Annotated in this window: 24 protein-coding genes and 1 riboswitch; of the genes, 18 read left to right on the top strand and 6 right to left on the bottom strand. The window is 35.8% G+C overall.

All coding sequences use genetic code 11. From position 1 onward, the window contains the following. Positions 1-80: 80 nt before the first annotated feature. Positions 81-1,187: a YqgU-like beta propeller domain-containing protein gene (locus MKY60_RS11765; protein WP_340929957.1), complete on the top strand. Its 1,107-nt coding sequence runs from the start codon at positions 81-83 to the stop codon at positions 1,185-1,187. Between the two features lie 52 nt (positions 1,188-1,239). On the opposite strand, the gene MKY60_RS11760 is transcribed toward MKY60_RS11765, so the two are convergent. After that, positions 1,240-1,419: a DUF2759 domain-containing protein gene (locus tag MKY60_RS11760; RefSeq protein ID WP_090563737.1), complete on the bottom strand. Its 180-nt coding sequence runs from the start codon at positions 1,417-1,419 to the stop codon at positions 1,240-1,242. 154 nt (positions 1,420-1,573) lie between these two features. Here MKY60_RS11760 and MKY60_RS11755 point away from each other — a divergent pair, with 154 nt between their 5' ends. Beyond that, positions 1,574-2,212 (top strand): MBL fold metallo-hydrolase, encoded by a 639-nt coding sequence (locus MKY60_RS11755; RefSeq protein ID WP_093496628.1) that lies wholly within the window; start codon positions 1,574-1,576, stop codon positions 2,210-2,212. A gap of 367 nt (positions 2,213-2,579) precedes the next feature. Here the strand turns inward: MKY60_RS11755 and MKY60_RS11750 are convergent, their stop codons facing one another. Beyond that, the gene (locus tag MKY60_RS11750; RefSeq protein WP_090563733.1) at positions 2,580-2,822 is read right to left on the bottom strand and encodes a DUF2626 family protein; all 243 of its coding nucleotides are present in this window, start codon (positions 2,820-2,822) and stop codon (positions 2,580-2,582) included. A gap of 141 nt (positions 2,823-2,963) precedes the next feature. Further along, entirely contained in the window at positions 2,964-3,644 is a 681-nt protein-coding gene (locus MKY60_RS11745; protein WP_093496629.1) for a helix-turn-helix transcriptional regulator, read from the bottom strand. Positions 3,645-3,819: 175 nt separating this feature from the next. Between MKY60_RS11745 and comGA the strand changes: the two genes are divergently transcribed. From comGA to MKY60_RS11685, 12 genes are all read left to right on the top strand, one after another. Beyond that, on the top strand, positions 3,820-4,836 hold the full coding sequence (gene comGA / locus MKY60_RS11740; RefSeq protein WP_340879961.1) for a competence type IV pilus ATPase ComGA: 1,017 nt from the start codon (positions 3,820-3,822) through the stop codon (positions 4,834-4,836). Then, on the top strand, positions 4,823-5,881 hold the full coding sequence (comGB, locus tag MKY60_RS11735) for a competence type IV pilus assembly protein ComGB (protein ID WP_340879960.1): 1,059 nt from the start codon (positions 4,823-4,825) through the stop codon (positions 5,879-5,881). The genes comGA and comGB overlap by 14 nt, the downstream gene beginning before the upstream one ends. 10 nt (positions 5,882-5,891) lie before the next feature. Then, a complete protein-coding gene (gene comGC / locus MKY60_RS11730; protein ID WP_340929955.1) occupies positions 5,892-6,227 on the top strand; it encodes a competence type IV pilus major pilin ComGC in 336 nt (111 codons plus the stop codon). Next, a complete protein-coding gene (comGD, locus tag MKY60_RS11725) occupies positions 6,154-6,654 on the top strand; it encodes a competence type IV pilus minor pilin ComGD (RefSeq protein WP_340879959.1) in 501 nt (166 codons plus the stop codon). The genes comGC and comGD overlap by 74 nt, the downstream gene beginning before the upstream one ends. Further along, a complete protein-coding gene (locus tag MKY60_RS11720; RefSeq protein WP_093496634.1) occupies positions 6,644-6,952 on the top strand; it encodes a hypothetical protein in 309 nt (102 codons plus the stop codon). Before comGD ends, MKY60_RS11720 begins: the two co-directional genes overlap by 11 nt. Further along, a complete protein-coding gene (comGF, locus tag MKY60_RS11715; RefSeq protein WP_340929952.1) occupies positions 6,931-7,383 on the top strand; it encodes a competence type IV pilus minor pilin ComGF in 453 nt (150 codons plus the stop codon). Before MKY60_RS11720 ends, comGF begins: the two co-directional genes overlap by 22 nt. Continuing rightward, positions 7,361-7,558, top strand: coding sequence for a hypothetical protein (locus MKY60_RS11710; RefSeq protein ID WP_090563715.1), 198 nt, complete (start codon positions 7,361-7,363; stop codon positions 7,556-7,558). The genes comGF and MKY60_RS11710 overlap by 23 nt, the downstream gene beginning before the upstream one ends. 116 nt (positions 7,559-7,674) lie before the next feature. Next, entirely contained in the window at positions 7,675-8,187 is a 513-nt protein-coding gene (locus MKY60_RS11705) for a shikimate kinase (protein WP_090563713.1), read from the top strand. 115 nt (positions 8,188-8,302) lie between these two features. Beyond that, a riboswitch (glycine riboswitch) is annotated at positions 8,303-8,397 on the top strand. A gap of 157 nt (positions 8,398-8,554) precedes the next feature. After that, positions 8,555-9,658 carry a glycine cleavage system aminomethyltransferase GcvT gene (gcvT, locus tag MKY60_RS11700; RefSeq protein ID WP_340879958.1) on the top strand — a complete coding sequence of 368 codons (1,104 nt, stop codon included), beginning with the start codon at positions 8,555-8,557 and terminating at the stop codon, positions 9,656-9,658. A gap of 24 nt (positions 9,659-9,682) precedes the next feature. Beyond that, the gene (gcvPA, locus tag MKY60_RS11695) at positions 9,683-11,029 is read left to right on the top strand and encodes an aminomethyl-transferring glycine dehydrogenase subunit GcvPA (protein WP_340879957.1); all 1,347 of its coding nucleotides are present in this window, start codon (positions 9,683-9,685) and stop codon (positions 11,027-11,029) included. After that, on the top strand, positions 11,022-12,482 hold the full coding sequence (gcvPB, locus tag MKY60_RS11690; RefSeq protein ID WP_340879956.1) for an aminomethyl-transferring glycine dehydrogenase subunit GcvPB: 1,461 nt from the start codon (positions 11,022-11,024) through the stop codon (positions 12,480-12,482). The genes gcvPA and gcvPB overlap by 8 nt, the downstream gene beginning before the upstream one ends. A gap of 114 nt (positions 12,483-12,596) precedes the next feature. Continuing rightward, positions 12,597-13,121, top strand: coding sequence for a DinB family protein (locus MKY60_RS11685; protein ID WP_340879955.1), 525 nt, complete (start codon positions 12,597-12,599; stop codon positions 13,119-13,121). A 240-nt stretch (positions 13,122-13,361) separates the two neighbouring features. Here the strand turns inward: MKY60_RS11685 and MKY60_RS11680 are convergent, their stop codons facing one another. The 3 genes from MKY60_RS11680 to MKY60_RS11670 form a co-directional block, all read right to left on the bottom strand. Next, positions 13,362-13,766, bottom strand: coding sequence for a ribosomal maturation YjgA family protein (locus tag MKY60_RS11680; RefSeq protein ID WP_340879954.1), 405 nt, complete (start codon positions 13,764-13,766; stop codon positions 13,362-13,364). 18 nt (positions 13,767-13,784) lie between these two features. Beyond that, positions 13,785-15,059 (bottom strand): AAA family ATPase, encoded by a 1,275-nt coding sequence (locus MKY60_RS11675; RefSeq protein WP_241600034.1) that lies wholly within the window; start codon positions 15,057-15,059, stop codon positions 13,785-13,787. 67 nt (positions 15,060-15,126) lie between these two features. Beyond that, positions 15,127-15,510 (bottom strand): rhodanese-like domain-containing protein, encoded by a 384-nt coding sequence (locus tag MKY60_RS11670; RefSeq protein ID WP_090563703.1) that lies wholly within the window; start codon positions 15,508-15,510, stop codon positions 15,127-15,129. Between the two features lie 102 nt (positions 15,511-15,612). On the opposite strand from MKY60_RS11670, the gene MKY60_RS11665 reads away from it, so the two are divergent. From MKY60_RS11665 to MKY60_RS11650, 4 genes are all read left to right on the top strand, one after another. After that, on the top strand, positions 15,613-16,449 hold the full coding sequence (locus MKY60_RS11665; RefSeq protein ID WP_340929950.1) for a lipoate--protein ligase family protein: 837 nt from the start codon (positions 15,613-15,615) through the stop codon (positions 16,447-16,449). 159 nt (positions 16,450-16,608) lie between these two features. After that, positions 16,609-19,170: a vitamin B12-dependent ribonucleotide reductase gene (locus MKY60_RS11660; RefSeq protein ID WP_340879953.1), complete on the top strand. Its 2,562-nt coding sequence runs from the start codon at positions 16,609-16,611 to the stop codon at positions 19,168-19,170. Positions 19,171-19,534: 364 nt separating this feature from the next. After that, positions 19,535-19,957 carry a hypothetical protein gene (locus MKY60_RS11655; protein WP_093496642.1) on the top strand — a complete coding sequence of 141 codons (423 nt, stop codon included), beginning with the start codon at positions 19,535-19,537 and terminating at the stop codon, positions 19,955-19,957. A 72-nt stretch (positions 19,958-20,029) separates the two neighbouring features. Continuing rightward, on the top strand, positions 20,030-21,091 hold the full coding sequence (locus tag MKY60_RS11650; protein ID WP_340929948.1) for a M24 family metallopeptidase: 1,062 nt from the start codon (positions 20,030-20,032) through the stop codon (positions 21,089-21,091). The last annotated feature ends 1 nt before the right edge of the window (position 21,092 follow it).

Here is a 21,092-nt window from a genome sequence, read left to right as displayed (position 1 = left end):
GCACGGACATTTTATTGTCTGTGCTTTTTTATGAAACAAAATCGCTTTACATTCGTCTATTAAGATAAGAAGGGGGGAGTATGTTGAAAAAAGCTTTTATATTATTATTTTGTGCCATCTTCCTCCAAGCATGTGCAGACATTGAAACAAACATTCCTAAAAACGAGGTTGAAAAACCATCCGATATTGATATAGTAGAAGTCGATAAACCAACTGATAAAGAAATACCATCAATCTTGTTGGATAACAATGCCTTTCATAGTGTGGTAGGGTGGATGTCTAATGAAGAAATAGTTTTTATTATTGCGGAAAAGGGACAATGGTTGGTTAGATCATATAATGTTTCAACGAATAGTTGGCGAACAATTTATACTACGACTACTCCTATTATTCAGGGTACCATTCATCCTTCTAAAGAAATGATTTTATTACATACTTCCAAAGACTCTTCAACAGCAGAAATTCAATTTTTACATAAAAATGGGTATGTTTCTCAAAGCCTATCGTTCGCATCCGCTGAAATTTACATGGATTGGCATCCAACAAATCCAAACTTAGTTGTTTTTTCTACCTTCTATGAGGATTGGTCTTATAGTACATTCGTATATGACGGTGTTACACAAGAGTTAACTTCTATTGAAGTAGAAAATCCTTTTGTGAAATGGTATGACGAGGAAAAATTAATGGTTTTTAGATGGTCTGACTCTGGATTAGATGGTAGTGAACTTTTGCTTTACTCAATCTTAGATGGAACATTAAAGAGTACTGGTGAAGAAAAAATATTAGACGTAACAAACATAGGAGAAGCAATTGTTTACGTTCAAATTAACGAAGAGAAAAAGCAATTTGAGTACCGTCTAGAAGAGTTAAATGGTACTAAAAAATATGAGTGGGTAACACCTGCAGTTTCAAATTATTCCGAATGGGTCACCTCGTCTATGTCTATTATTTCACCAACAGAATTTATCTTACTAAACGCAAAAGAGTTTCGTAATCAGGATGATGATAACCAACAGAGTGTATTGTCAAAGATATCTTTAGACGGCCAACAGATATTGGGAGAAACAAATGAACAACCTATATCTTGCTCTCCTAACGCAGAAAATTGCCTGGGAGGATTTGCAAAGGAAAATTGGATTATTACGAATCCGATGGTCGAAAAGAAATGGATTCATTTAAATGAATAGAAAAAAGCTGCTGTACATATATGAAATGTACAGCAGCTTTTTTAATTACGTTTTAGTGTAAGCTTGGTGGGAAGCCTTGGTTCACAATAGTCATGACTGTAAAGAAGCCAAAAACAGCGAATGTACCAAAGTTAAATAGAACACCTAACACATTCTTTTCTTTAAAAGCTTGATAAGTGCCAACTACAGCTAAAAGTGTAACTAGACCAAAGATAACCATTAATAAGTTCATGAAAAGACACTCCTTTCGACATCAGAAAATGAATGTCGCATTTGCATATTCCTCTTCTATTGTAATTCTAATTGTAAGTTTTGTCGAGTAGAAAAGTGGTGAATAATTGAACAAAAGATGGTATTTCGTTTATGATAGGTAAGAGGTGATTATTATGTTAAATGTTCGAACTTATCCACTAGGTTATATTCAAACAAATTGTTATTTGGTTTCTAATAACATGAAGCAATGCTTAATTTTTGATCCAGGAGGAGAAGGAGAAAGAATAATTAGTGAACTTCATCGTTTAAAGATGAAACCGCTAGCTATTTTATTAACTCATGCACATTTTGACCATATCGGAGCAGTAGAACAAGTGAGAGAGTGCTTTGATATTCCAGTATATATCCATACTTCAGAGAAAAAATGGTTGGCGGATCCTTCAAAAAACGGCTCATCCAAATATGCTGAAATCCCTTCTATTATTTGTAAAGAGGCGGATTATTTAATAAATAATGAGTCAGAGCTAAAAATTGGAGAATTCCACATGGAACTACTACATACACCAGGACATTCACCTGGTAGTTTAACCTACTATTTTCAAGAAGAGAATTTTGCTATTGTGGGGGATACACTTTTCCAAAACAGTATCGGGAGGACAGATCTCCCTGGAGGTAACCAATCTGAGCTAATGAAAGCCATTCATACAAAACTGCTAACACTACCGGAAACAACCCTTGTTTATCCAGGTCATGGTCCATCCACAACTATTGAAGCAGAAACGGAGTCGAATCCATTTTTAAATGGATTTTAATAGATGTGCTCTTCCTAAATTAAATTATATTTTGGGTTCACGGGACAAATAGAATGTTTCAGGTAGACGCTTTAGGAGGCGTTACCTCAGCTTAACATGATAGATGGTCATGAAGGTGTCGCGATCGCGAGGGGGACGTCTCAGCCTTCTTATTATAGTGTGCTACGTTGTTCAGCATAATATGTATTTACCCAGCTATAAGATATTTACTTAGTTGATGAAAATGGTCAATATCACTAAAAACCCACTTGGGAAAAATAATACAAAACGTCTGTCCAATGGTCTTCGAGAACAATAGAAACAGGTTTATCCTAAATAAGCAAAAAAGCAACTCAATAAATGAGCTGCTTTTTTGGGGAATGAATTATTAATGTCCCGCGCCTGGTACGTGCATGAATGTCGTGTAATATGTAAATCCTGCGAAGAAGAACATTAAGTAAGCTCCGAAGATGTACATATACATACGCTCTGAAAGGTTTAAAAACCCTAAAAGAAGGAATAATCCCGTATTTGCTAAAAATAGTAAAGAAGCTTCTGTCATATCACCTAAATAAAACATAACTGCAAAAATCCCTGTCCAGAAAGCCATTACTTTATACATATTGCCCATTTGTAGTCCCTCCTTTTACAACCATACAAATAATTCTCATATTTATTATAAATGAAAGTGTTGATACATGTAAACTGATTATTAGTTTTCTTTACACATTATACTCTGCATTGTCACAAATATGTATTATCTATGCACTCATTATAGAACTTCTATTTGATATACGCAATTGCTACAGTGATTTTGTTTGCTTTCTAGCTGAACAAATTCATTATTTGGAAACAAAGCATCAAACTGTCCTTTTAAAAATGATTCATGGATACTACAAATAATGTGTGGATGATTAGACAGTTGTCCTTTATAGGGACAATTATAAATAGAAAATGTAATAATTTGTTTATCATCTTTATTCGTGATATTTGGAATATAGCCAACAGAGAGAGCGGCGGCGGATAGTAGCTCTATTTTCTGATCGAAGCTCTGCTCAGCTAATAATGACTGTTGGATAGAATTGTGCCCAGAAGTATAGCTGATATTTTTGGCTTTTTCAAGCGCTTCAATACCCATAGTTTCTACTAACTCTAATAACCACTCTAACAGTAAATGATTTTCCTGTTTAGGAAAACTCAAGTATATTGGTTGATCTGCAAGTGAATATATACGTGCAGGGCGACCGCCTTTTTTGTTATTAAGTAACTCAGAAGTAATTAACTTAGATTCATTAAGTTTGGTTAAATGGAGTCGAGCAACATTTGGATGGATGCCGAATTGATCTGCAATTTGTTGCACATTTACTGATTGGACTTGTTTAACAATATATTGATAAATCGAATACCTAGTTTCGTCTGCTAATGCATTTGTTAGCTTTAAAGTATTTGACATACAATTACCTTCTTTCTGATATTAGTTACTATTATAATCAAGAACGATAGATTAACAAAATAATTATAATATAACAGAAAATTTAAAAAACTACTTCCATTTCTCAATGAAACCAAGTATAATACTAAGTACAAGCTGTTTGCGGTCGCAACTTGTATCTGGGGAAAGGAAAATTATGCAACAAGTAGAAAATATGATTGAACAAAAGTGTTTTCGCTTACTTAGTAAAGCCCATAAATTCGGTGCAACAGACTTACACATGATTCCTAATGAAGAAAACTACATTTATTACTTTAAAAAAAATTCTCAGATGTTTGAAGCAGGCAAGCTCCCTTTGAATTTAGGTGAGCGTATCATTTCATTCTTCAAGTTTTTATCCTCTCTTGATATCAGCGAAAAAAGAAAACCACAAAGTGGTTCCTTTCAACAAGTATTCAATTCTCATAAATTCTCATTTCGTGTCTCTACGCTTCCTTCCATTTTTAGAAAGGAAAGTATGGTAATTCGCCTCCAACTGCATGACAACGCTAAAATTATTCATTCCCTCTCCCTATTTAGAGATGCAACTGAAAAAATTGTAGATCTTGCGAATAATCGCCAAGGATTGATTTTATTCGTTGGCCCCACTGGCTCAGGAAAGTCCACCACTATGTATTCACTTACCAAATATTGTGCAGAAAATTTAAATCGACATGTAATTTCGTTAGAAGACCCAGTCGAGAATAGTCAGTCTCACTTACTTCAAATACAAGTAAATGAACGTTCCGGAGTGACCTATTCTGCAGGTTTAAAGGCTATATTACGCCATTCACCAGATGTAATTATGATAGGGGAGATTCGAGATGAGTCCACTGCGAAAGCAGCTATACAAGCAGCGCTCACTGGCCATCTTGTCGTTTCAACCATCCATGCAAAAGACGGCGTAGGATCTCTATATCGTCTATTAGATTTAGGTGTCACTACAGAGGAGTTAAAGCAAACGATTATCGGTATCGTTACTCAAAGACTAGTCGTAGCTTCAGCCGAGATAGACTCTGAATTATCTGCAGTGTTTGAAATTCTTTCAGATGATTTGTTAGAGGAAGCATTTCACTCTATGTTAATAGGTAAAACTTACCGTATTCCGTATCCTCTTTCTTTATCCTATCAAATTGAGAGAGGTGTAAAAGAAGGTGTTATTGAAAAAGGTTAAAAGTTATTTGGAAAGGAAGCAGCAAACTATCCCGCCAAATATGCATTCCTCTTTTTTGAGTAGGCTTAGTGATCTTTTAAAAGAAGGTTACACATTTCACGAATCAGTGACTATGCTACTGCCATTTCATGTGAAAGATTCAGAGACTGTTAGCAAACAAATAACGGATGTGCAAAGAAGTGGATTATCCGCAGTTGATGTCTTTAAGTTATTAGGGTTTCCGAGCAGATTATTGTTGCCTTTGAATCTTGCTTCAGTACATGGCAAATTACAACAAACAATTGCTGTATTAGGGGTGAATACTGCATTTTTTGAAGGCGCGAAAAAACGCTTAAATAACTTATTGTTGTATCCAATATTTTTATTTTTGATACTTTTTTTATTGTTTACGATGTTTAGAGTTTATTTCTTACCAAATATGGAATCTTTAATTGGTTCTAGAGTAAATATGTCGTCGGATAATTCTTTAAGTTGGACAGGTTATCTCTTGCAAATGCCAAATATATTTTTTGTAACGGTGATAATTTGCTCCTGTCTAATTATTTTGTCCAATACGATTGTGAAACGGCTGCCCATAGAGAATCAGCTCTTGATTTATTTAAATTTACCAATAGTTAGAAGTTGGTACCGTTTGTTATTGACGAGAGTATTTGCAAGAGAGATGGGAGTGCTCTTGGAAAGTGGTATGCCATTACAACAATCATTTGAAGCATTGATTGCTCAAAATGAACATAAAGTGCTGCAGTTTATCGGTGATCAGATGAAAGAGAAGGTTATACATGGTGAATCGTTTTCCAGTGCGGCTCTGCTATTAGGCACGTTTACAAACGAATTATTTCATTTTGTTGTGCACGGTGAGAATAGTGGTTATTTGGGTAGAGAGCTATCTCTCTACAGTGAGTTTCTCAGTCAAGAAATTGAAAGAAAGCTTTCTCGATATATAAGTATAGTTCAACCAACTTTATTTTTAATATTAGCTGTTTTTATCATTGGTGCTTATTTAGCAATATTATTGCCTATTTATAACATGATTAACATTGTGTAAAGGAGATATTATGAAGAGACTACTGAAAAATAACAGAGGTTTTACTCTAGTTGAGATGATGATTGTTTTGCTTATCATATCTGTACTAATTCTCATATCAATTCCTAATGTGACAAAGCATTCTGCAAATATTGATGAAAAAAGCTGTCAAGCATTTGTGAAAATGTTGGAAGGTCAAGTTGCTGCATACAAAATTGAGCATAAAAAAATCCCTAATTTAGCTGAACTTGAAGAAGGTGGTTATTTGCCGGGTATTGACACAACATGTCCGAATGGAGATCCAGTTAGTATTGATGCTTCAACGGGTAAGGTCAATAGTAATAATAACAAAAATGGAAAGAAATAAGTTGAACGAGAAGGGGTTCACAATGATTGAGATGTTACTTGTTTTATCGATTGTGATTGTAGTATCTTCTTCGGTTCTTCTATTAACATCTACTAAGATGAAGGAAATGGAGGAAGAAAGATTCTATAGACAACTTCATTTGGATATTCAGCGGCTTCAGGCGATTTCTATTACAGATTACAGATATACGCACTTAACATTTCCTGCGAATAGAACTAAATATCAGGGAAAGATCGCTGATAAGCTTTTGTTTGAAAAAGAGTTACCAAAGCATATGCGTTTAAGTGTTGATAGCACTTTAAAAGGTATTGCATTTCATCCAGGTGGAAATGTAAATGATTTCGGTAACTTTTTGTTTGAAACAGATAAAGGCGAGAAGCGAATAACGATTTATATAGGTAGAGGTGTCGTAAATTATGAAAAATAGTAATGGTTTTTCTTGGCCGGAGACAATTTTATCATTAAGTGTCACTTTTCTAATTGCTACGACAATATTGCCGTTACTAAGTAATATGATGGTTCAATTAGAGGATCAAAAGAGGAGGTATCATACATCATTGGTCTTGTATGAAGTTGCAAAGACTTATACTTTTGAAAGTATTTCGACTGGTGTGATGTATATAGAAAAGGTTCCATATTCTTATGAAATAGATAACGAAAATATTTGTATTAACTACGAAGGGATGCGAGAGGTGCAGCATAAATGTGTACCATTAATAAAATGAAAATCAGTAATCAATTAGGTTACACTTTACTAGAAGGGGTTCTTCATCTAGCAGCGTTTATGCTGTTTGCTCAAGTGCTAGTTGCTTCTATGTGGTGGTTATCAAACACGGAAGCAAGCGTGACTGATAGTACTGAAATAGAATGGGCGTTGTTCATACAATATGTAGATTCCTATCTAACCGAAGTGGACTCCATTGAGATAGAGAATTTAAACAACCTTACGATAAGAAACGATAAAACAACTTATAAAGTGGGATTATACAAAAATCTGATACGGAAACAAAAAAACGGAGATGGTCATGAGCAGATGTTGATAAATGTTGAGTCCTTATTTGTTAAGATGGAGGATAAGATACTTCAGATTAAAGTTAATTTCTTGAACGGTATAGAGAAGGAGCATGCGTTTTATGTTACATTTAGTACAGAATGAAAGAGGGGTTTTCTTTCCAGCTGTAGTTATTTTGTTGCTAGTTGTAACTGTATTCTTACTGACAATTACCGCAGCATATCAATCCAAATATCAAACGTACGATGCCTTGGAGAAGTTTTATACAAATGCAACAGTTGAAAGGTTAGAGATATTTCATCGACAAAATATGCGATAGTTGTTATTGAATCCATTTTTTTATAGTTGTAATAAAAAAAGCCACTCTCTATAATAAAGATTAACTTGTTGGAATTATGGCACCGAGAAAATTGGAGTTTAGTGAGTTGGTGAATCATGTATAAAGTATATTTAGTTGGATTTATGGGCAGTGGTAAAAGCGCGATTGGTAGGAGATTGAGCTTTTTCTTAAAAATGCCCTACTATGATATGGATAAGGAAATTGTGAGATTACAAAATAGAACAATTCCTGAAATTTTTGAGCAGGAGGGAGAAGCTTACTTTCGGAAAGTAGAGACTGACTTCCTAGAAAATTTCCGGAACGAATCGTGCATTATTTCTACAGGTGGTGGGGTTGCCATGAATGAAAAAAATATTGAAGTGATGCGAAGAACTGGACTTGTACTTTATTTAGATGCAACTTTTGAAGATATATGGATGAGAATTAAAAGTGACAAAAACAGACCAATTGTGCAAAATAGTACAAAGGAAGAATTAGAACAATTGTATAAAACGAGGAAGTGGTTTTATAAAAAGGCTGCACATATAACAATTCGGACAGAACATCGACCATTAAGACAGATTACGGAGTATGCTGGATACCAAGTGAATCGTCTAAAAGGCGAATGATTTTATTTATTTTTATTTAAATGTTCGTGTTTTACTAATTTTATTAAAAAGTATTGCTTCTGATTTACTTGAATGTTAGGATATAGACAAAGAGTGAGTTATACAGATATCGCGAATGATTATACGGGGAGAGAACGCATTAGCTGCGTCGCCGAAGGAGCAAGTAATGAAAATTATGAATCTCTCAGGCAAAAGAACTCGTATAGGACGCAACTCTGGAGAGCGCTTTCGTTTATACATACGTGAAGCCACCAAAGAGGAAAGCCATTTTTGGTAAACTTTCAGGTCCCAGGACAGAGAACCCTTGTTTTTTCAAAGGGGTTAATCTGTCCTTTTTTGTATGGAAATAGTGAAGGAGGAGATTATTTTGGCAGAACAGTTGAAACGAACACCTTTATTTGATGTATATGCAAATTACGGAGGAAAGACCATTGACTTTGGAGGTTGGGAGCTTCCAGTACAATTCTCAAGTATCAAGGCTGAGCATGAAGCAGTAAGAACGAAAGCTGGTTTGTTTGATGTTTCTCATATGGGAGAGATAATCCTGACAGGAACAGATAGTGAGGAATATCTTCAAAAACTTATGACGAATAATGTCTCGAAATTAGTAAATGGTCAAGCACAATACACAGCCATGTGTTATAAGGATGGCGGTATCGTTGATGATTTATTAATTTACAAAATTGAAGATAATCATTATCTTCTTGTTGTTAACGCTGGAAATATCGAAAAAGATTTTAACTGGATGCAGGAAAATATTACTGGAGATGTAACACTAGTAAATAAATCAGAAGATTATGGTTTACTTGCTTTACAAGGACCGTTAGCGCAAGTCATTTTACAGAAGCTGACTACCAAAAATTTAGGTGAGATTGGATTTTTCCGTTTTGCAAATAATATCGATGTTGCTGGTAAAGATGTCATTATCTCTCGAACTGGTTATACAGGGGAAGATGGATTTGAAATATATGCATCTGCAAATGATGTAACAGAGCTGTGGAGCAGCATATTAGAAGCAGGTAAAGAAGAGGGTATTATTCCATGTGGTCTTGGTGCTCGAGATACATTACGTTTTGAAGCTTGTTTACCACTATATGGACAGGAACTAACAAAAGATATTACTCCTCTTGAAGCTAATATTGGATTTGTCGTAAAACTTAACAAAGACCAAGATTTTAATGGTAAAGCTATCTTGCTTGAACAAAAAGAGAATGGTGTACCAAGAAAAAGTATTGGTATCGAAATGATTGATAAAGGAATTCCTCGTACGGGCTATCCGGTATTTGTAGATAATAAGCAAATTGGTCATGTTACATCGGGTACACAATCTCCTACTCTTAAGAAAAATATTGGTTTAGCTTTAATTGACACAACATTTGCAGAACTTGGGCAAGAGGTGGAAATTGAGATAAGAAATAAACGATTAAAAGCAATAACAGTAGCAACTCCGTTTTATAAAAGAGAAAAATAAGACATAGAAAGAGGTTGTCCATTGATGAAGCATCGTTATTTACCAATGACTGAACAAGATCAAAAAGAAATGCTAGATGTAATTGGCATTTCTGCGATTGATGAATTGTTTGCAGACATTCCTGAAAAAGTTCGTTTTAAAGGTGAGTACAATATTAAACCTGCAAAAGCGGAATCAGCTCTTCTTAAAGAATTGAGCCAGCTAGCTGCAAAAAATGCTGACAGTAAACAATACGCGTCATTTTTAGGTGCTGGGGTATATGATCATTTCAAACCAATTATTGTAGATCATGTTATCTCTAGATCTGAATTTTATACAGCTTACACTCCTTATCAACCAGAAATTTCACAAGGTGAGCTTCAAGCAATTTTTGAATTTCAAACAATGATATGTGAACTTACGGGAATGGACCTAGCGAATTCATCTATGTATGACGGTGGTACGGCATTAGCAGAAGCAGGGAATCTTGCTGCAGGTCATACACGTCGTAAAAAGCTAATTGTTTCTGAGGCTGTTCATCCTGAATATATCGATGTAGTGAAGGTATATGCACAAGGTCAAAATATTGAAGTAGTAACTGTGCCAATGAAAGACGGCGTAACGGATTTAGTGAAATTAGAAGGGTTAGTAGATGAAGATACTGCGGCAGTAATGGTCCAATATCCTAATTTCTTTGGACAAATAGAGGATTTAGCGGCAGTGGAACAACTGACACATGCGCAAAATGCGCTATTCGTTGTATCCGCTAATCCACTTGCACTTGGTGTGTTGACACCTCCAGGTAAATTTGGAGCAGATATTACAGTAGGAGATGCGCAAGTCTTTGGAATATCTGAAGCATTTGGTGGGCCACATTGTGGATTCTTTGCAGTAAATTCTAAGCTTATGCGTAAAGTACCAGGTCGTTTAGTTGGTGAAACTACGGATGAAGAGGGCCGTCGTGGCTATGTGTTAACGTTGCAGGCTCGTGAACAGCACATCCGTCGAGATAAAGCTACTTCGAACATCTGTTCAAATCAGGCATTAAATGCACTTGCTGCTTCTGTTGCGATGACTGCACTTGGCAAAAAAGGTGTAAAAGAAATGGCAACCCAAAATATCGTAAAAACACATTATGCAAAACAATCCTTTGAAAAAGCAGGATTTGAAGTGGTGTATCAAGGAGCTCATTTTAACGAAATCGTTGTAAAAGTAAACGGTTCAGTTGCAGATGCAAATAAAGGACTTCTTGAAAAAGGAATTATCGGTGGTTTTGACTTAGGTCGCGTAAATGCTGATCTGAAAAATCATGTATTAATCGCTGTAACAGAACAGCGAACAAAAGAGGAAATAGATGCACTCGTGCAAGAAATGGGGGCTCTTTATGCATAAGGATAATCAACCACTAATTTTTGAAATAACAAAAGAAGGTCGTGTAGGATATAATCTACCTGAACTAGATGTGCCTGCAGTAGATTTATCAACTCTATTACCAGAAGGTATGCAACGTGCTGAGGAAGCTGAATTACCAGAAGTATCTGAACTAGATATTATGCGTCACTATACAGCTTTATCTAATCGTAACCATGGTGTGGATACAGGATTTTATCCACTTGGATCATGTACGATGAAATACAATCCGAAAATTAATGAATCAGTTGCACGTTTCCCTGGCTTTGCTAATATTCATCCATTACAAGATGAAAGCTCTGTTCAAGGAGCAATGGAATTAATGTATGATCTTCAAGAGCATTTAATCGAGATAACTGGAATGGATGAAGTGACACTTCAACCTGCTGCAGGTGCACATGGTGAATGGACAGCTTTAATGATGATTCGAGCTTTCCATGAAGCAAATGGGGATACACAACGTACAAAAGTAATCGTTCCTGACTCTGCACATGGAACTAATCCTGCTTCTGCTACAGTTGCAGGCTTTGAAACGATTACAGTTAAATCCAATGAGGAAGGCTTAGTAGACTTGGAGGATTTACGTCGTGTTGTTGGCCAAGATACTGCTGCGTTGATGCTAACTAATCCAAATACTTTAGGTTTATTTGAAGAAACTATTTTGGAATTAGCTGAGATTATCCACGGTGTGGGTGGTAAATTGTATTATGACGGTGCAAATTTAAATGCTGTTATGTCAAAAGCACGTCCTGGAGATATGGGCTTTGACTGTGTTCACTTGAACTTGCATAAAACATTTACAGGTCCACATGGCGGCGGAGGTCCCGGTTCAGGTCCAGTTGGAGTTAAGGCTGATTTGATACCGTTTTTACCAAGTCCAGTTCTTGTAAAAGAGGAAGACAAATATACATTCGATTATAATCGACCGCAAACAATTGGAAGAGTAAAACCATTCTACGGTAACTTCGGTATTAATGTACGTGCATACACGTATATTCGTTCGATGGGTCCAGATGGTCTTAAAGCGGTAACAGAGTATGCTGTATTAAATGCAAACTACATGATGAGACGTTTAGAGGAACATTTTGATCTACCTTATAATCGTCATTGTAAGCATGAATTTGTACTAAGTGGTCGTCGTCAAAAGAAACTTGGTGTTCGTACGCTAGATATGGCAAAACGCTTGCTTGACTTTGGTTATCATCCACCTACGATCTACTTCCCATTGAATGTAGAAGAGGGCATGATGATCGAACCAACAGAAACTGAGTCAAAAGAAACTTTAGATGCTTTCTGTGATGCGATGATTCAAATTGCGAAAGAAGTAGAAGAAAACCCAGAAATCGTTCAAGATGCACCGCACACTACGGTGATAAACCGTTTAGATGAAACAAAAGCTGCACGTAAGCCGGTATTACGATATACAAAAGCATAATAGCAATCGTGCGATTCTTCCTAGGATCGCACTTTTTGCCATTCATTTCTAATTTAAAGGAATTATTGAACTTCCAATAGAATAAATACTTTATAAAGTATAGGAGGGGTTATAGTGCAAAAAATACTAGGAAAAGCTGAATATGCTCCGTATTATCAAAGTTATGTTGAACTTGTTTCTGAAGGGGATTTTGTTAATCTATTAGAAGAGGGTATTGATAAAACTACTAGGCTCGTTTCCCAATTATCTGAGGAACAGGGAATGTTCCGTTATGCGGCTGAGAAATGGACCGTTAAAGAATTGTTAGGGCATATGGCAGATACAGAACGAATTATGGCTCACAGACTATTGTCTGTTGTTAGAGGGGATGCAGTATCACTTCCAGGCTTTGATGAGGAGGTATATGTAAAAGCAGCGTCATTCAATGAGCAATCGATAAATGATTTGTTACAAAACCTCCAAGCTGTTCGTAGTTCAACTATTCATCTCGTGAAGAGTATAGATGCGGAGAGTATGCAAAAAAGTGGAACTGCGAATAATTATAATGTAACTGCAAGGGCACTGGTTGTGATAATTCTAGGTCATGAGCTACATCATTGCAATATTTTGAGAGACCGTTATTTAGCAAATGAGCAATAAAAAATAGTTTTCCAGATGAGTGCTTTCTTCCCTTCTTCGGACGGCGAAGGACAGTTAATCCCCATATGGGTACCGAGAAAAGAGAGATTGTTCGTAACGTCAGCTACGAATAATCTCTCTTTAATCTGTCGTTTGTAATATAGCTACAAGTCTGATCAAAACCTACTGAAGACGTTAGAGGCAGATTTTGACTTTAAGATGGGCTTACGACATTCATAACAAGTAAAAACATATATAATTCTAATGATAGTTACACCACTTAGTAGAAATCCATTTATCCAGCAAATAAGCTAATACAATACCAATAGAATATCGTATCAAATCTTCAGGAAGGAATCCTTTGCCAAGTATTAGAGAACCGAGCAAAGAACCTCTTATTGTATTTATCCAGTCTGCCTGATATAGCTGACTTAATTCGATGCAAAAACAAAAAACAAAGCTTAAATAAATCGCCAAATGCAGACTTTTGTGTACAAAGATAATTCGAAATAGAAAATACACCATAATTGCCCAAAATGTATCACCAGCATGATTTATTATAATCATAGGTAAAGCACTGATATATCTACTAGCTAGGCCAAAAACTATGGAGATTAGAATAGCGATTACATAGTAAAATCTTTTCGATTCTTTAGTAACATGCAAATTATATCACTCAGTTCATTAATAGTTAAACCCGATTGAATTTTCATCATTTTCCCATTTGTTCTTATTGGTACGGTTATTTTGCTTCGTTAATTCTTCAATTCGCTTCTCGAAGTCTAATTTTCCATCATAGTGCCAGTTCAGAGCTACGGACATATATAATTCGTTTAATTGAGACATTGAAAGGCCTTTTGAGAGCTTTGCCATTTTTTTTACTTGATCGTCAGAGAAGATTTCTTTGATATCAAGTCTTCGTAAATAATTTTGTCGTACCGTTTCTGTTGGAGAAGGAATTTCATATGCCCGATCAAATCGACCGGCACGATTAATAAGTGCTGGATCTATTTTTTCAGGGTAGTTGGTTGTTCCTATGATAAATAGTCCTTCTCTGGATTGCGCACCGTCTAGGGTATTTAAAAAGACCGAGCGAGTATATTCAGGCATGGAGTCTATATCCTCAATAACTAGAATGGCTGGAGCTAGCCTCGTAACAATACCAAATACTTCTTGAATAGAATGACTGCCAGTGAACTCTGTAATCTGCCAATAGACAACAGGTGCTTTAGTAGAGCCTGTTATCGACTTTACTAATGTTGTCTTTCCATTACCTGGAGCCCCATATAGCAGAATTCCACGTTTGTACGGAAGTCCGTAATCCTTGAAAAAATAGCCATCTTTTTTAAAAAACTCATCAATCGAGCGGAAAATATCCTGTTTAATACTTTCTGCTAGAAGGACATCCTCCCTATTAACTGCAGCTTGCTCTCCGTAATTTCTACGCTGGACACCATTTTCCGTATCCACAAGATATGTAACGGCCTGCATTAACAATTGTCTCAGCTTTTCGTTAATTTCTTGTAAAAAATTTAACGCCTGTTCAACAGATGTTGAATAAAGTTGATATTCCGGCCATGTATTTCCGCCAGAATAATTGAATGCTAAGGTCAATGCAACATTATATTGTGGAAATAAAATCAAATTGTTCTCAAATGTCTCTACAACCTCTAGTTTATTTTCGAAGGATAATTGAGACTTGCTGGAAATTTTGCCCTGAGATTTTGCTTCGAAAATGGAGCAAAGCACCTCATATTTTAGCAAGTTTTTTTCCATCATTTCTAACAAGTTCCCATCTAGTTGGAGGATGGATTCACCAATATCGATAGATTGCCAACTTTCATTCGTCCGTTCGTTCAATAAAGCAATAATTCGTCTAGAAACTATCGCAAAATCTTCATAATGTGGGTGAGTCTTTCTAAAATCTTCTGAATGGGAAAATAATATATGTTTTTGCATCTAAACCCTCCAAAATAATATGGATGAAAGAAAAAAGGTTCCTCTTAAATTAGAAGAACCTTATGTATTACTTAGATTTAACTTTACCTGTCCAAGCTTTGAATCCACCTTGGAGTTGGAATAATTGTGTATATCCTTTTTTCTTTAAAAACATCGCTGAACGAGAACTTCTTGCGCCACTTTGATCATACAAATACACTGGCTTGTCTGGTCGAATTTCTTTGTATCGTTGACGGAATTGAGATGAAGGGATATTTCTTGCTCCCAAAATATGTCCACCATCAAATTCTTTCGGTTCACGAACATCAATCAGTTGGGCTTTACGATAGCCTTCAATGAATTGCTCTTGCGTGAGGTTAGTAACAATTTTTTTTAAACGGTATGCCGAGATTCCAGCATAGACTAAAAGTACAACGAGTATAGCAATGACAAAATACAATAATTCTAACACGGTCTTTCCCCTTTCTATGTTTCCTATTCATTATAAAAGAAGTGCTAGATACAATTCAATCTATTTGATAAAATGATACTCGTTGTGAAGGGAGAGATTAAGGTGGAAAAGGCAAAATGGTACTTCATAAATTCTGGACCCTGTAGTCCATCTTATAACATGGCGATGGATGAAGCATTACTTGATTGGCATAGTGAAGGGCTTATTCCGCCAGTTATTAGATTTTACGAATGGAATCCAGCTACATTATCAATTGGTTATTTTCAAACCGTAGAAAAAGAGATTGATATGGATGCAGTGAAAAGATTAGGACTAGGTTTTGTTCGTAGACCTACTGGAGGAAGAGGGGTGCTTCACGAACACGAACTTACATACAGTGTGATCGTTACAGAGAGTTACCCAAGTATGCCTGCTACTGTAACAGAAGCTTATCGTGTTATTAGTGAAGGTTTACTATTAGGATTTCAAAACCTTGGTTTAAACGCTTATTTTTCTATTCCAAATACAGAGGAACAAAAAGAAAATTTAAAAAAACCAAAATCCGCAGTATGTTTTGATGCACCGAGTTGGTATGAACTTGTGGTAGAAGGAAAAAAAGTGGCTGGAAGTGCTCAAACAAGGCAAAAAGGTGTTATTCTACAACATGGTGCGATTTTACTTGACCTCGATGAAGATAAGTTAATTGAAACGTTTAAATTTACTTCTGACGAGGTAAGAAATAGAGTGAGGAAAGGCCTATCTCAAAAAGCTGTCTCTATTAACAAAATAATATCAAAACCGATAACGATTGAAGAATGTAAAGTTGCCTTTAAAAAAGGATTTGCTGATGCTTTGGAGATTGAATTGGTTGAATATACATTAACAGAAGAACAACAAACTTACGTAAAAGAACTAGAAGCGACAAGGTATGACAATGATGAATGGAATTTTAAAAAATAAAAGTAACAATGTCTTATAGCAAAAATGAAATATAGGAAATTAGTTCTTATATTTAAAATCCCTAATCAATTTGCTTTACCTTCTACATATTGTGTCGTATTATTATTAAAACCACTACATATTGTGTCAATCGCAATTTGTAGAAAGGAGGAAGAGTAAATGGTGACAGCCAAAAATGAAACCAAACTTACTTTAAATGTCGAAGCACTAAACAAAGATATTCAATTATTTCCACAAGTTCATCCTATTACGCAAGATATGACACTTACACATAAAGGTGTGTCGAGACTTGTCATGATTGATCGCTATTCTTTTAAGGATACAGAAAAGAAAACGTTAAAAGAGGGCGATTTTGTCGTTCTAACCGTGAAAGAAGATCCTAAATTCCCAGCACGTGGACTGGGCTATATCGTCTCTATTAACGAACAAGCAAAAACAGCTGAGGTGCAAATAGAGGAAGATTACCGAAGTGCAATTGACGATGCTGCTAAAATCGAGTCTGGAATTATTACTCGTCCTTTAAGTGTCATTGAAAAACCTCTTGAAGTTTATTACGAGCAAATTGCCAAAAGAAATGCAACAGGACTCGCATCTGTAGAAGAAACAGAAGAAAAACGTGGAGAATGGTTTGAGAAATTCTATCAACAACTAGTTTCTTTGAAATTTATCCCAGCCGGACGAGTACTGTACGGTGCAGGAACAGGAACAGATGTAACTTATTTCAACTGTTATGTAATGCCATTCGTTGCAGATTCTCGTGAAGGAATCAGTGATCACCGTAAGCAAGTAATGGAAATTATGAGCCGTGGTGGTGGAGTTGGTACAAATGGTTCTACTCTAAGACCTAGAAATACTTTAGCTCGCGGAGTGAACGGAAAATCATCTGGTTCTGTTTCATGGTTAGATGATATTGCTAAACTGACTCATCTTGTTGAACAAGGTGGATCACGGAGAGGCGCACAAATGATAATGCTAGCAGATTGGCATCCTGATATTGCAGAATTTATAATTTCGAAAATGCAAAATCCTCGTATTCTGCGTTTCTTGATTGAAAATACGAATGATGAAACGATTAAACAACTAGCGAAGGACAAGCTTAAATTCAAACCCCTAACAATTCAGGAAGAAGCTATGTATCAAGGAATTATAAATTATAAAGCAATTCCAGGTTTAGGTGGATTTAATAGTGAGATAATTCGTGATGCGGAAACAAAATTACGTGATGGCGGAACTTATTCTGTTCATAATTCCGAGTTTTTGACTGGTGCAAACATCTCCGTTACGCTTACGGATGACTTTATGAAGGCTGTAGAGGAAGACGGCGACTTTGAATTGCGTTTCCCAGCAACCGAAGCTTATTCTCCAGAAGAGATGAAATTCTACAATGAAAATTGGCATAAAATTGGTGATGTTCGTGAATGGGAAAGAATGGGCTACGAAGTTCGTACTTATCGCACTGTAAAAGCGAAAGAGCTATGGAATTTGATTAACATTTGTGCAACTTATTCAGCTGAACCAGGTGTTTTCTTCATTGACAATGCTAATGAAAAAACGAATGCAACAGCATACGGACAAAAAGTCGTCGCAACTAATCCTTGTGGCGAACAACCGCTTGCTCCATATTCTGTATGTAACTTGGCTGCTGTGAATTTAGCACAATTTGCAAATAAAGACACAAAAACAGTCGATTATGAAGCATTAAAAGAAACAGTCCGTGTGGGCGTACGCATGCAAGATAACGTAATTGATGCTACTCCATATTTCTTAGAAGAAAACAAAGTACAAGCACTTGGTGAAAGACGTGTAGGTTTAGGTGTGATGGGTCTTGCCGATTTGTTAATTTATTGTGAAAAAGAATATGGTTCTGATGAAGGTAATGTTTTAGTGGACGAAATCTTTAAAACAATTGCGATTGCTGCTTATGAAACATCAGCAGAACTTGCTGTAGAGCGTGGAAGCTTCCCATTCCTAACTGGTGAAACAGAAGAGGAAACGAATCGTTTACGTAAAGCATTTACGGAAACTGGATTTATGAGTTCAATGCCAGAAGACATTCGAAACTCTATTTTAGAAAATGGTATTCGAAATTCTCATTTATTAACAGTTGCACCTACTGGTTCTACTGGAACAATGGTAGGCGTTTCTACTGGACTTGAGCCTTATTATTCATTCACTTATTACAGAAGTGGACGTCTAGGTAAATTCATCGAGGTAAAAGCAGATATTGTACAAGAATATTTAGAGAGCAATGAAACAGCAGAAGAAGAAAATCTTCCAAATTGGTTCGTTACTGCTATGGAACTTGCTCCAGAAGCACACGCAGACGTACAATGTATAATTCAGCGCTGGATTGATAGTTCTATTTCTAAGACGGTCAACGCGCCACGTGGTTATACAGTTGAACAGGTAGAGGGTGTTTACGAGCGTTTATATCGCGGAGGAGCTAAGGGTGGTACTGTGTATGTCGATGGAAGTCGTGACTCGCAAGTTTTAACCTTAAAAGCAGAGGAAAATACATTAGAAGATCATCCAAAGGAAGAAAAAGTAGAAAAAAGACATGTAGTTTTAATAGATACCATTCAAGATTTACGTTCAACTAATGTAACAATTGGTTCAGAGGTTGGAAATACATGCCCTGTTTGTCGTAAAGGTACTGTAGAAGAAATGGGTGGATGTAATACATGCACCAATTGTAATGCCCAACTAAAATGTGGGTTGTAATCCGATAAGTTCAAAAGCTTAAGCGCTTTAAAGTGAAATCTGATTCTATCTTTTTTCGGAGAGCCTTGGACAGAATCAATTTTAAGAGAGGATGATCGTGATTAACGTCACAATCATCTTCTCTTTTTTCAAAAAATTAATCGAGATTACTTGTCTGTCTTTCTCTTATAAATACCTCAAATTTAGGGTTCATTTGATTCATTCTAGTACTTGAATGTTGGATACACAATATGATCTGCCATATAAATTCTTTATAATGATAAAGCACAAGCTGATAAGCCCTTATCACTTGTGCTTTTATTTTATTCCTACGTTTAATAACTAGTCCATTCGCTTAAACTATGGAAAAACAAAGGAGATTTACATGAAAGGATTATCAATTAGTACTAGTCTCGTTGCAGCAATTTTCACGACCATTCTATTTAAATTTCTGGATTATTTCCAATTTATTAAATGGGATCCTATAGGATATACAAAGACGTTTCAATTTTTAAAAGGGAGCAACGTATATGTTAAATGGATAATTTTGTTTTTAGTCATATGGGGGATTTGTTTTCTTTTATATTATGTTTGTTTATTGTTTGCCAAAATTCCAGTGTCCATAACTAGTATTGCTTTGGGTCTCCTAATCGCCATAGCACTTGAATGGATTATTTTAGATGCAGATTCAATAGAGAAAACAATAAAAAAATTATCTATACCATTTATATGTATAGTTATTGTTGCTGTTCGTTTCATCATGGAATCAGCGATATTTCACTCCCAGGACACCCCACTTGGAAAATGAAAAATTTACCGCCCCCACTTACTGTGATAAAATATATAAATAGGATATTTTAAAATGAGAAGAGGGCTAAAAATGAAACTTGGTAAATTACGTGCAGCACTTGAAGAAAACGGAGTAGATGCTTTATTAATAACAAATGGTCATAGCATACGATATATGACAGGATTTACTGGAACAGCTGGTGTAGCAATCATTTCTAAAAATGACGCTATGTTTATAACGGATTTCCGTTACACAGAGCAAGCAGCGAGTCAAATCAAAGATTTTCGTATAGTACAACATAAGAAAACAATAATCGAAGAAATTGCTACTCAAGTTACAGATATGGGGATAAACTCATTAGGATTTGAAAAAAATGATGTCACTTATAGCGACTTTGAACTATACAAACAAGCAATACAAGCCGATTTAGTACCACTATCAGGACTTGTTGAAAAAATTCGCTTGATTAAGACGGACGAAGAGATTAGTATAATAAAGGCAGCTTGTCGTATTGCTGATGAAGCATATGAATATATCTTAACTTACATAAAACCAGGTATGACCGAGCTTGATATATCCAATGAATTGGAATTTTTCATGCGTAAAAAAGGAGCAACTTCCTCTTCCTTTGATATAATAGTTGCTTCTGGAACACGTTCAGCACTTCCGCACGGGGTTGCTACTGATAAGGTCATTGAAAATGGAGATTTTGTAACATTAGATTTCGGTGCATTATACAATGGGTATATTTCAGATACTACACGTACGTTAGCTGTTGGAGAACCAAGTGATAAATTGAAAGAGATTTATCAAGTAGTCCTCGACTCACAGCTACTGGCTTTAGAAAAAGTTAAACCTGGAATGACTGGGAAAGAAGCAGATGCTATTGCTAGGGATTATATAGCTTCAAAAGGTTACGGTGAAGCATTCGGTCACTCATTAGGTCATGGGATCGGATTAGAAGTACATGAGGGTCCGGGATTATCATTCCGTTCTGATATTGTTTTGGAGCCAGGTATGGTTATTACGATAGAACCAGGTATTTATCTTCCGAACATTGGTGGAGTGCGAATCGAAGATGATGCTCTTGTTACGGAGAATGGTTTAGAAAAGTTAACGCATTCGACAAAAGAATTACTAATTTTATCTTAAT

It is taken from the genome of Psychrobacillus sp. FSL K6-1415 (assembly GCF_038003185.1).
Lineage (GTDB): Bacteria > Bacillota > Bacilli > Bacillales_A > Planococcaceae > Psychrobacillus > Psychrobacillus psychrodurans.
Note: the sequence above shows the minus strand (reverse complement) of the source record. Positions and strands in the feature narration are given on the sequence as shown.

Bases quoted from the DNA above. Each gene is read 5' to 3' on its own strand.
- MKY60_RS11765 (WP_340929957.1), top strand. From the start codon at position 81: ATGTTGAAAAAAGCTTTTATATTATTATTTTGTGCCATCTTCCTCCAA.
- MKY60_RS11760 (WP_090563737.1), bottom strand. From the start codon at position 1,419: ATGAACTTATTAATGGTTATCTTTGGTCTAGTTACACTTTTAGCTGTA.
- MKY60_RS11755 (WP_093496628.1), top strand. From the start codon at position 1,574: ATGTTAAATGTTCGAACTTATCCACTAGGTTATATTCAAACAAATTGT.
- MKY60_RS11750 (WP_090563733.1), bottom strand. From the start codon at position 2,822: ATGGGCAATATGTATAAAGTAATGGCTTTCTGGACAGGGATTTTTGCA.
- MKY60_RS11745 (WP_093496629.1), bottom strand. From the start codon at position 3,644: ATGTCAAATACTTTAAAGCTAACAAATGCATTAGCAGACGAAACTAGG.
- comGA (WP_340879961.1), top strand. From the start codon at position 3,820: ATGCAACAAGTAGAAAATATGATTGAACAAAAGTGTTTTCGCTTACTT.
- comGC (WP_340929955.1), top strand. From the start codon at position 5,892: ATGAAGAGACTACTGAAAAATAACAGAGGTTTTACTCTAGTTGAGATG.
- comGD (WP_340879959.1), top strand. From the start codon at position 6,154: ATGGAGATCCAGTTAGTATTGATGCTTCAACGGGTAAGGTCAATAGTA.
- MKY60_RS11720 (WP_093496634.1), top strand. From the start codon at position 6,644: ATGAAAAATAGTAATGGTTTTTCTTGGCCGGAGACAATTTTATCATTA.
- comGF (WP_340929952.1), top strand. From the start codon at position 6,931: ATGTGTACCATTAATAAAATGAAAATCAGTAATCAATTAGGTTACACT.
- MKY60_RS11710 (WP_090563715.1), top strand. From the start codon at position 7,361: ATGTTACATTTAGTACAGAATGAAAGAGGGGTTTTCTTTCCAGCTGTA.
- MKY60_RS11705 (WP_090563713.1), top strand. From the start codon at position 7,675: ATGTATAAAGTATATTTAGTTGGATTTATGGGCAGTGGTAAAAGCGCG.
- gcvPA (WP_340879957.1), top strand. From the start codon at position 9,683: ATGAAGCATCGTTATTTACCAATGACTGAACAAGATCAAAAAGAAATG.
- gcvPB (WP_340879956.1), top strand. From the start codon at position 11,022: ATGCATAAGGATAATCAACCACTAATTTTTGAAATAACAAAAGAAGGT.
- MKY60_RS11675 (WP_241600034.1), bottom strand. From the start codon at position 15,059: ATGCAAAAACATATATTATTTTCCCATTCAGAAGATTTTAGAAAGACT.
- MKY60_RS11660 (WP_340879953.1), top strand. From the start codon at position 16,609: ATGGTGACAGCCAAAAATGAAACCAAACTTACTTTAAATGTCGAAGCA.
- MKY60_RS11655 (WP_093496642.1), top strand. From the start codon at position 19,535: ATGAAAGGATTATCAATTAGTACTAGTCTCGTTGCAGCAATTTTCACG.
- MKY60_RS11650 (WP_340929948.1), top strand. From the start codon at position 20,030: ATGAAACTTGGTAAATTACGTGCAGCACTTGAAGAAAACGGAGTAGAT.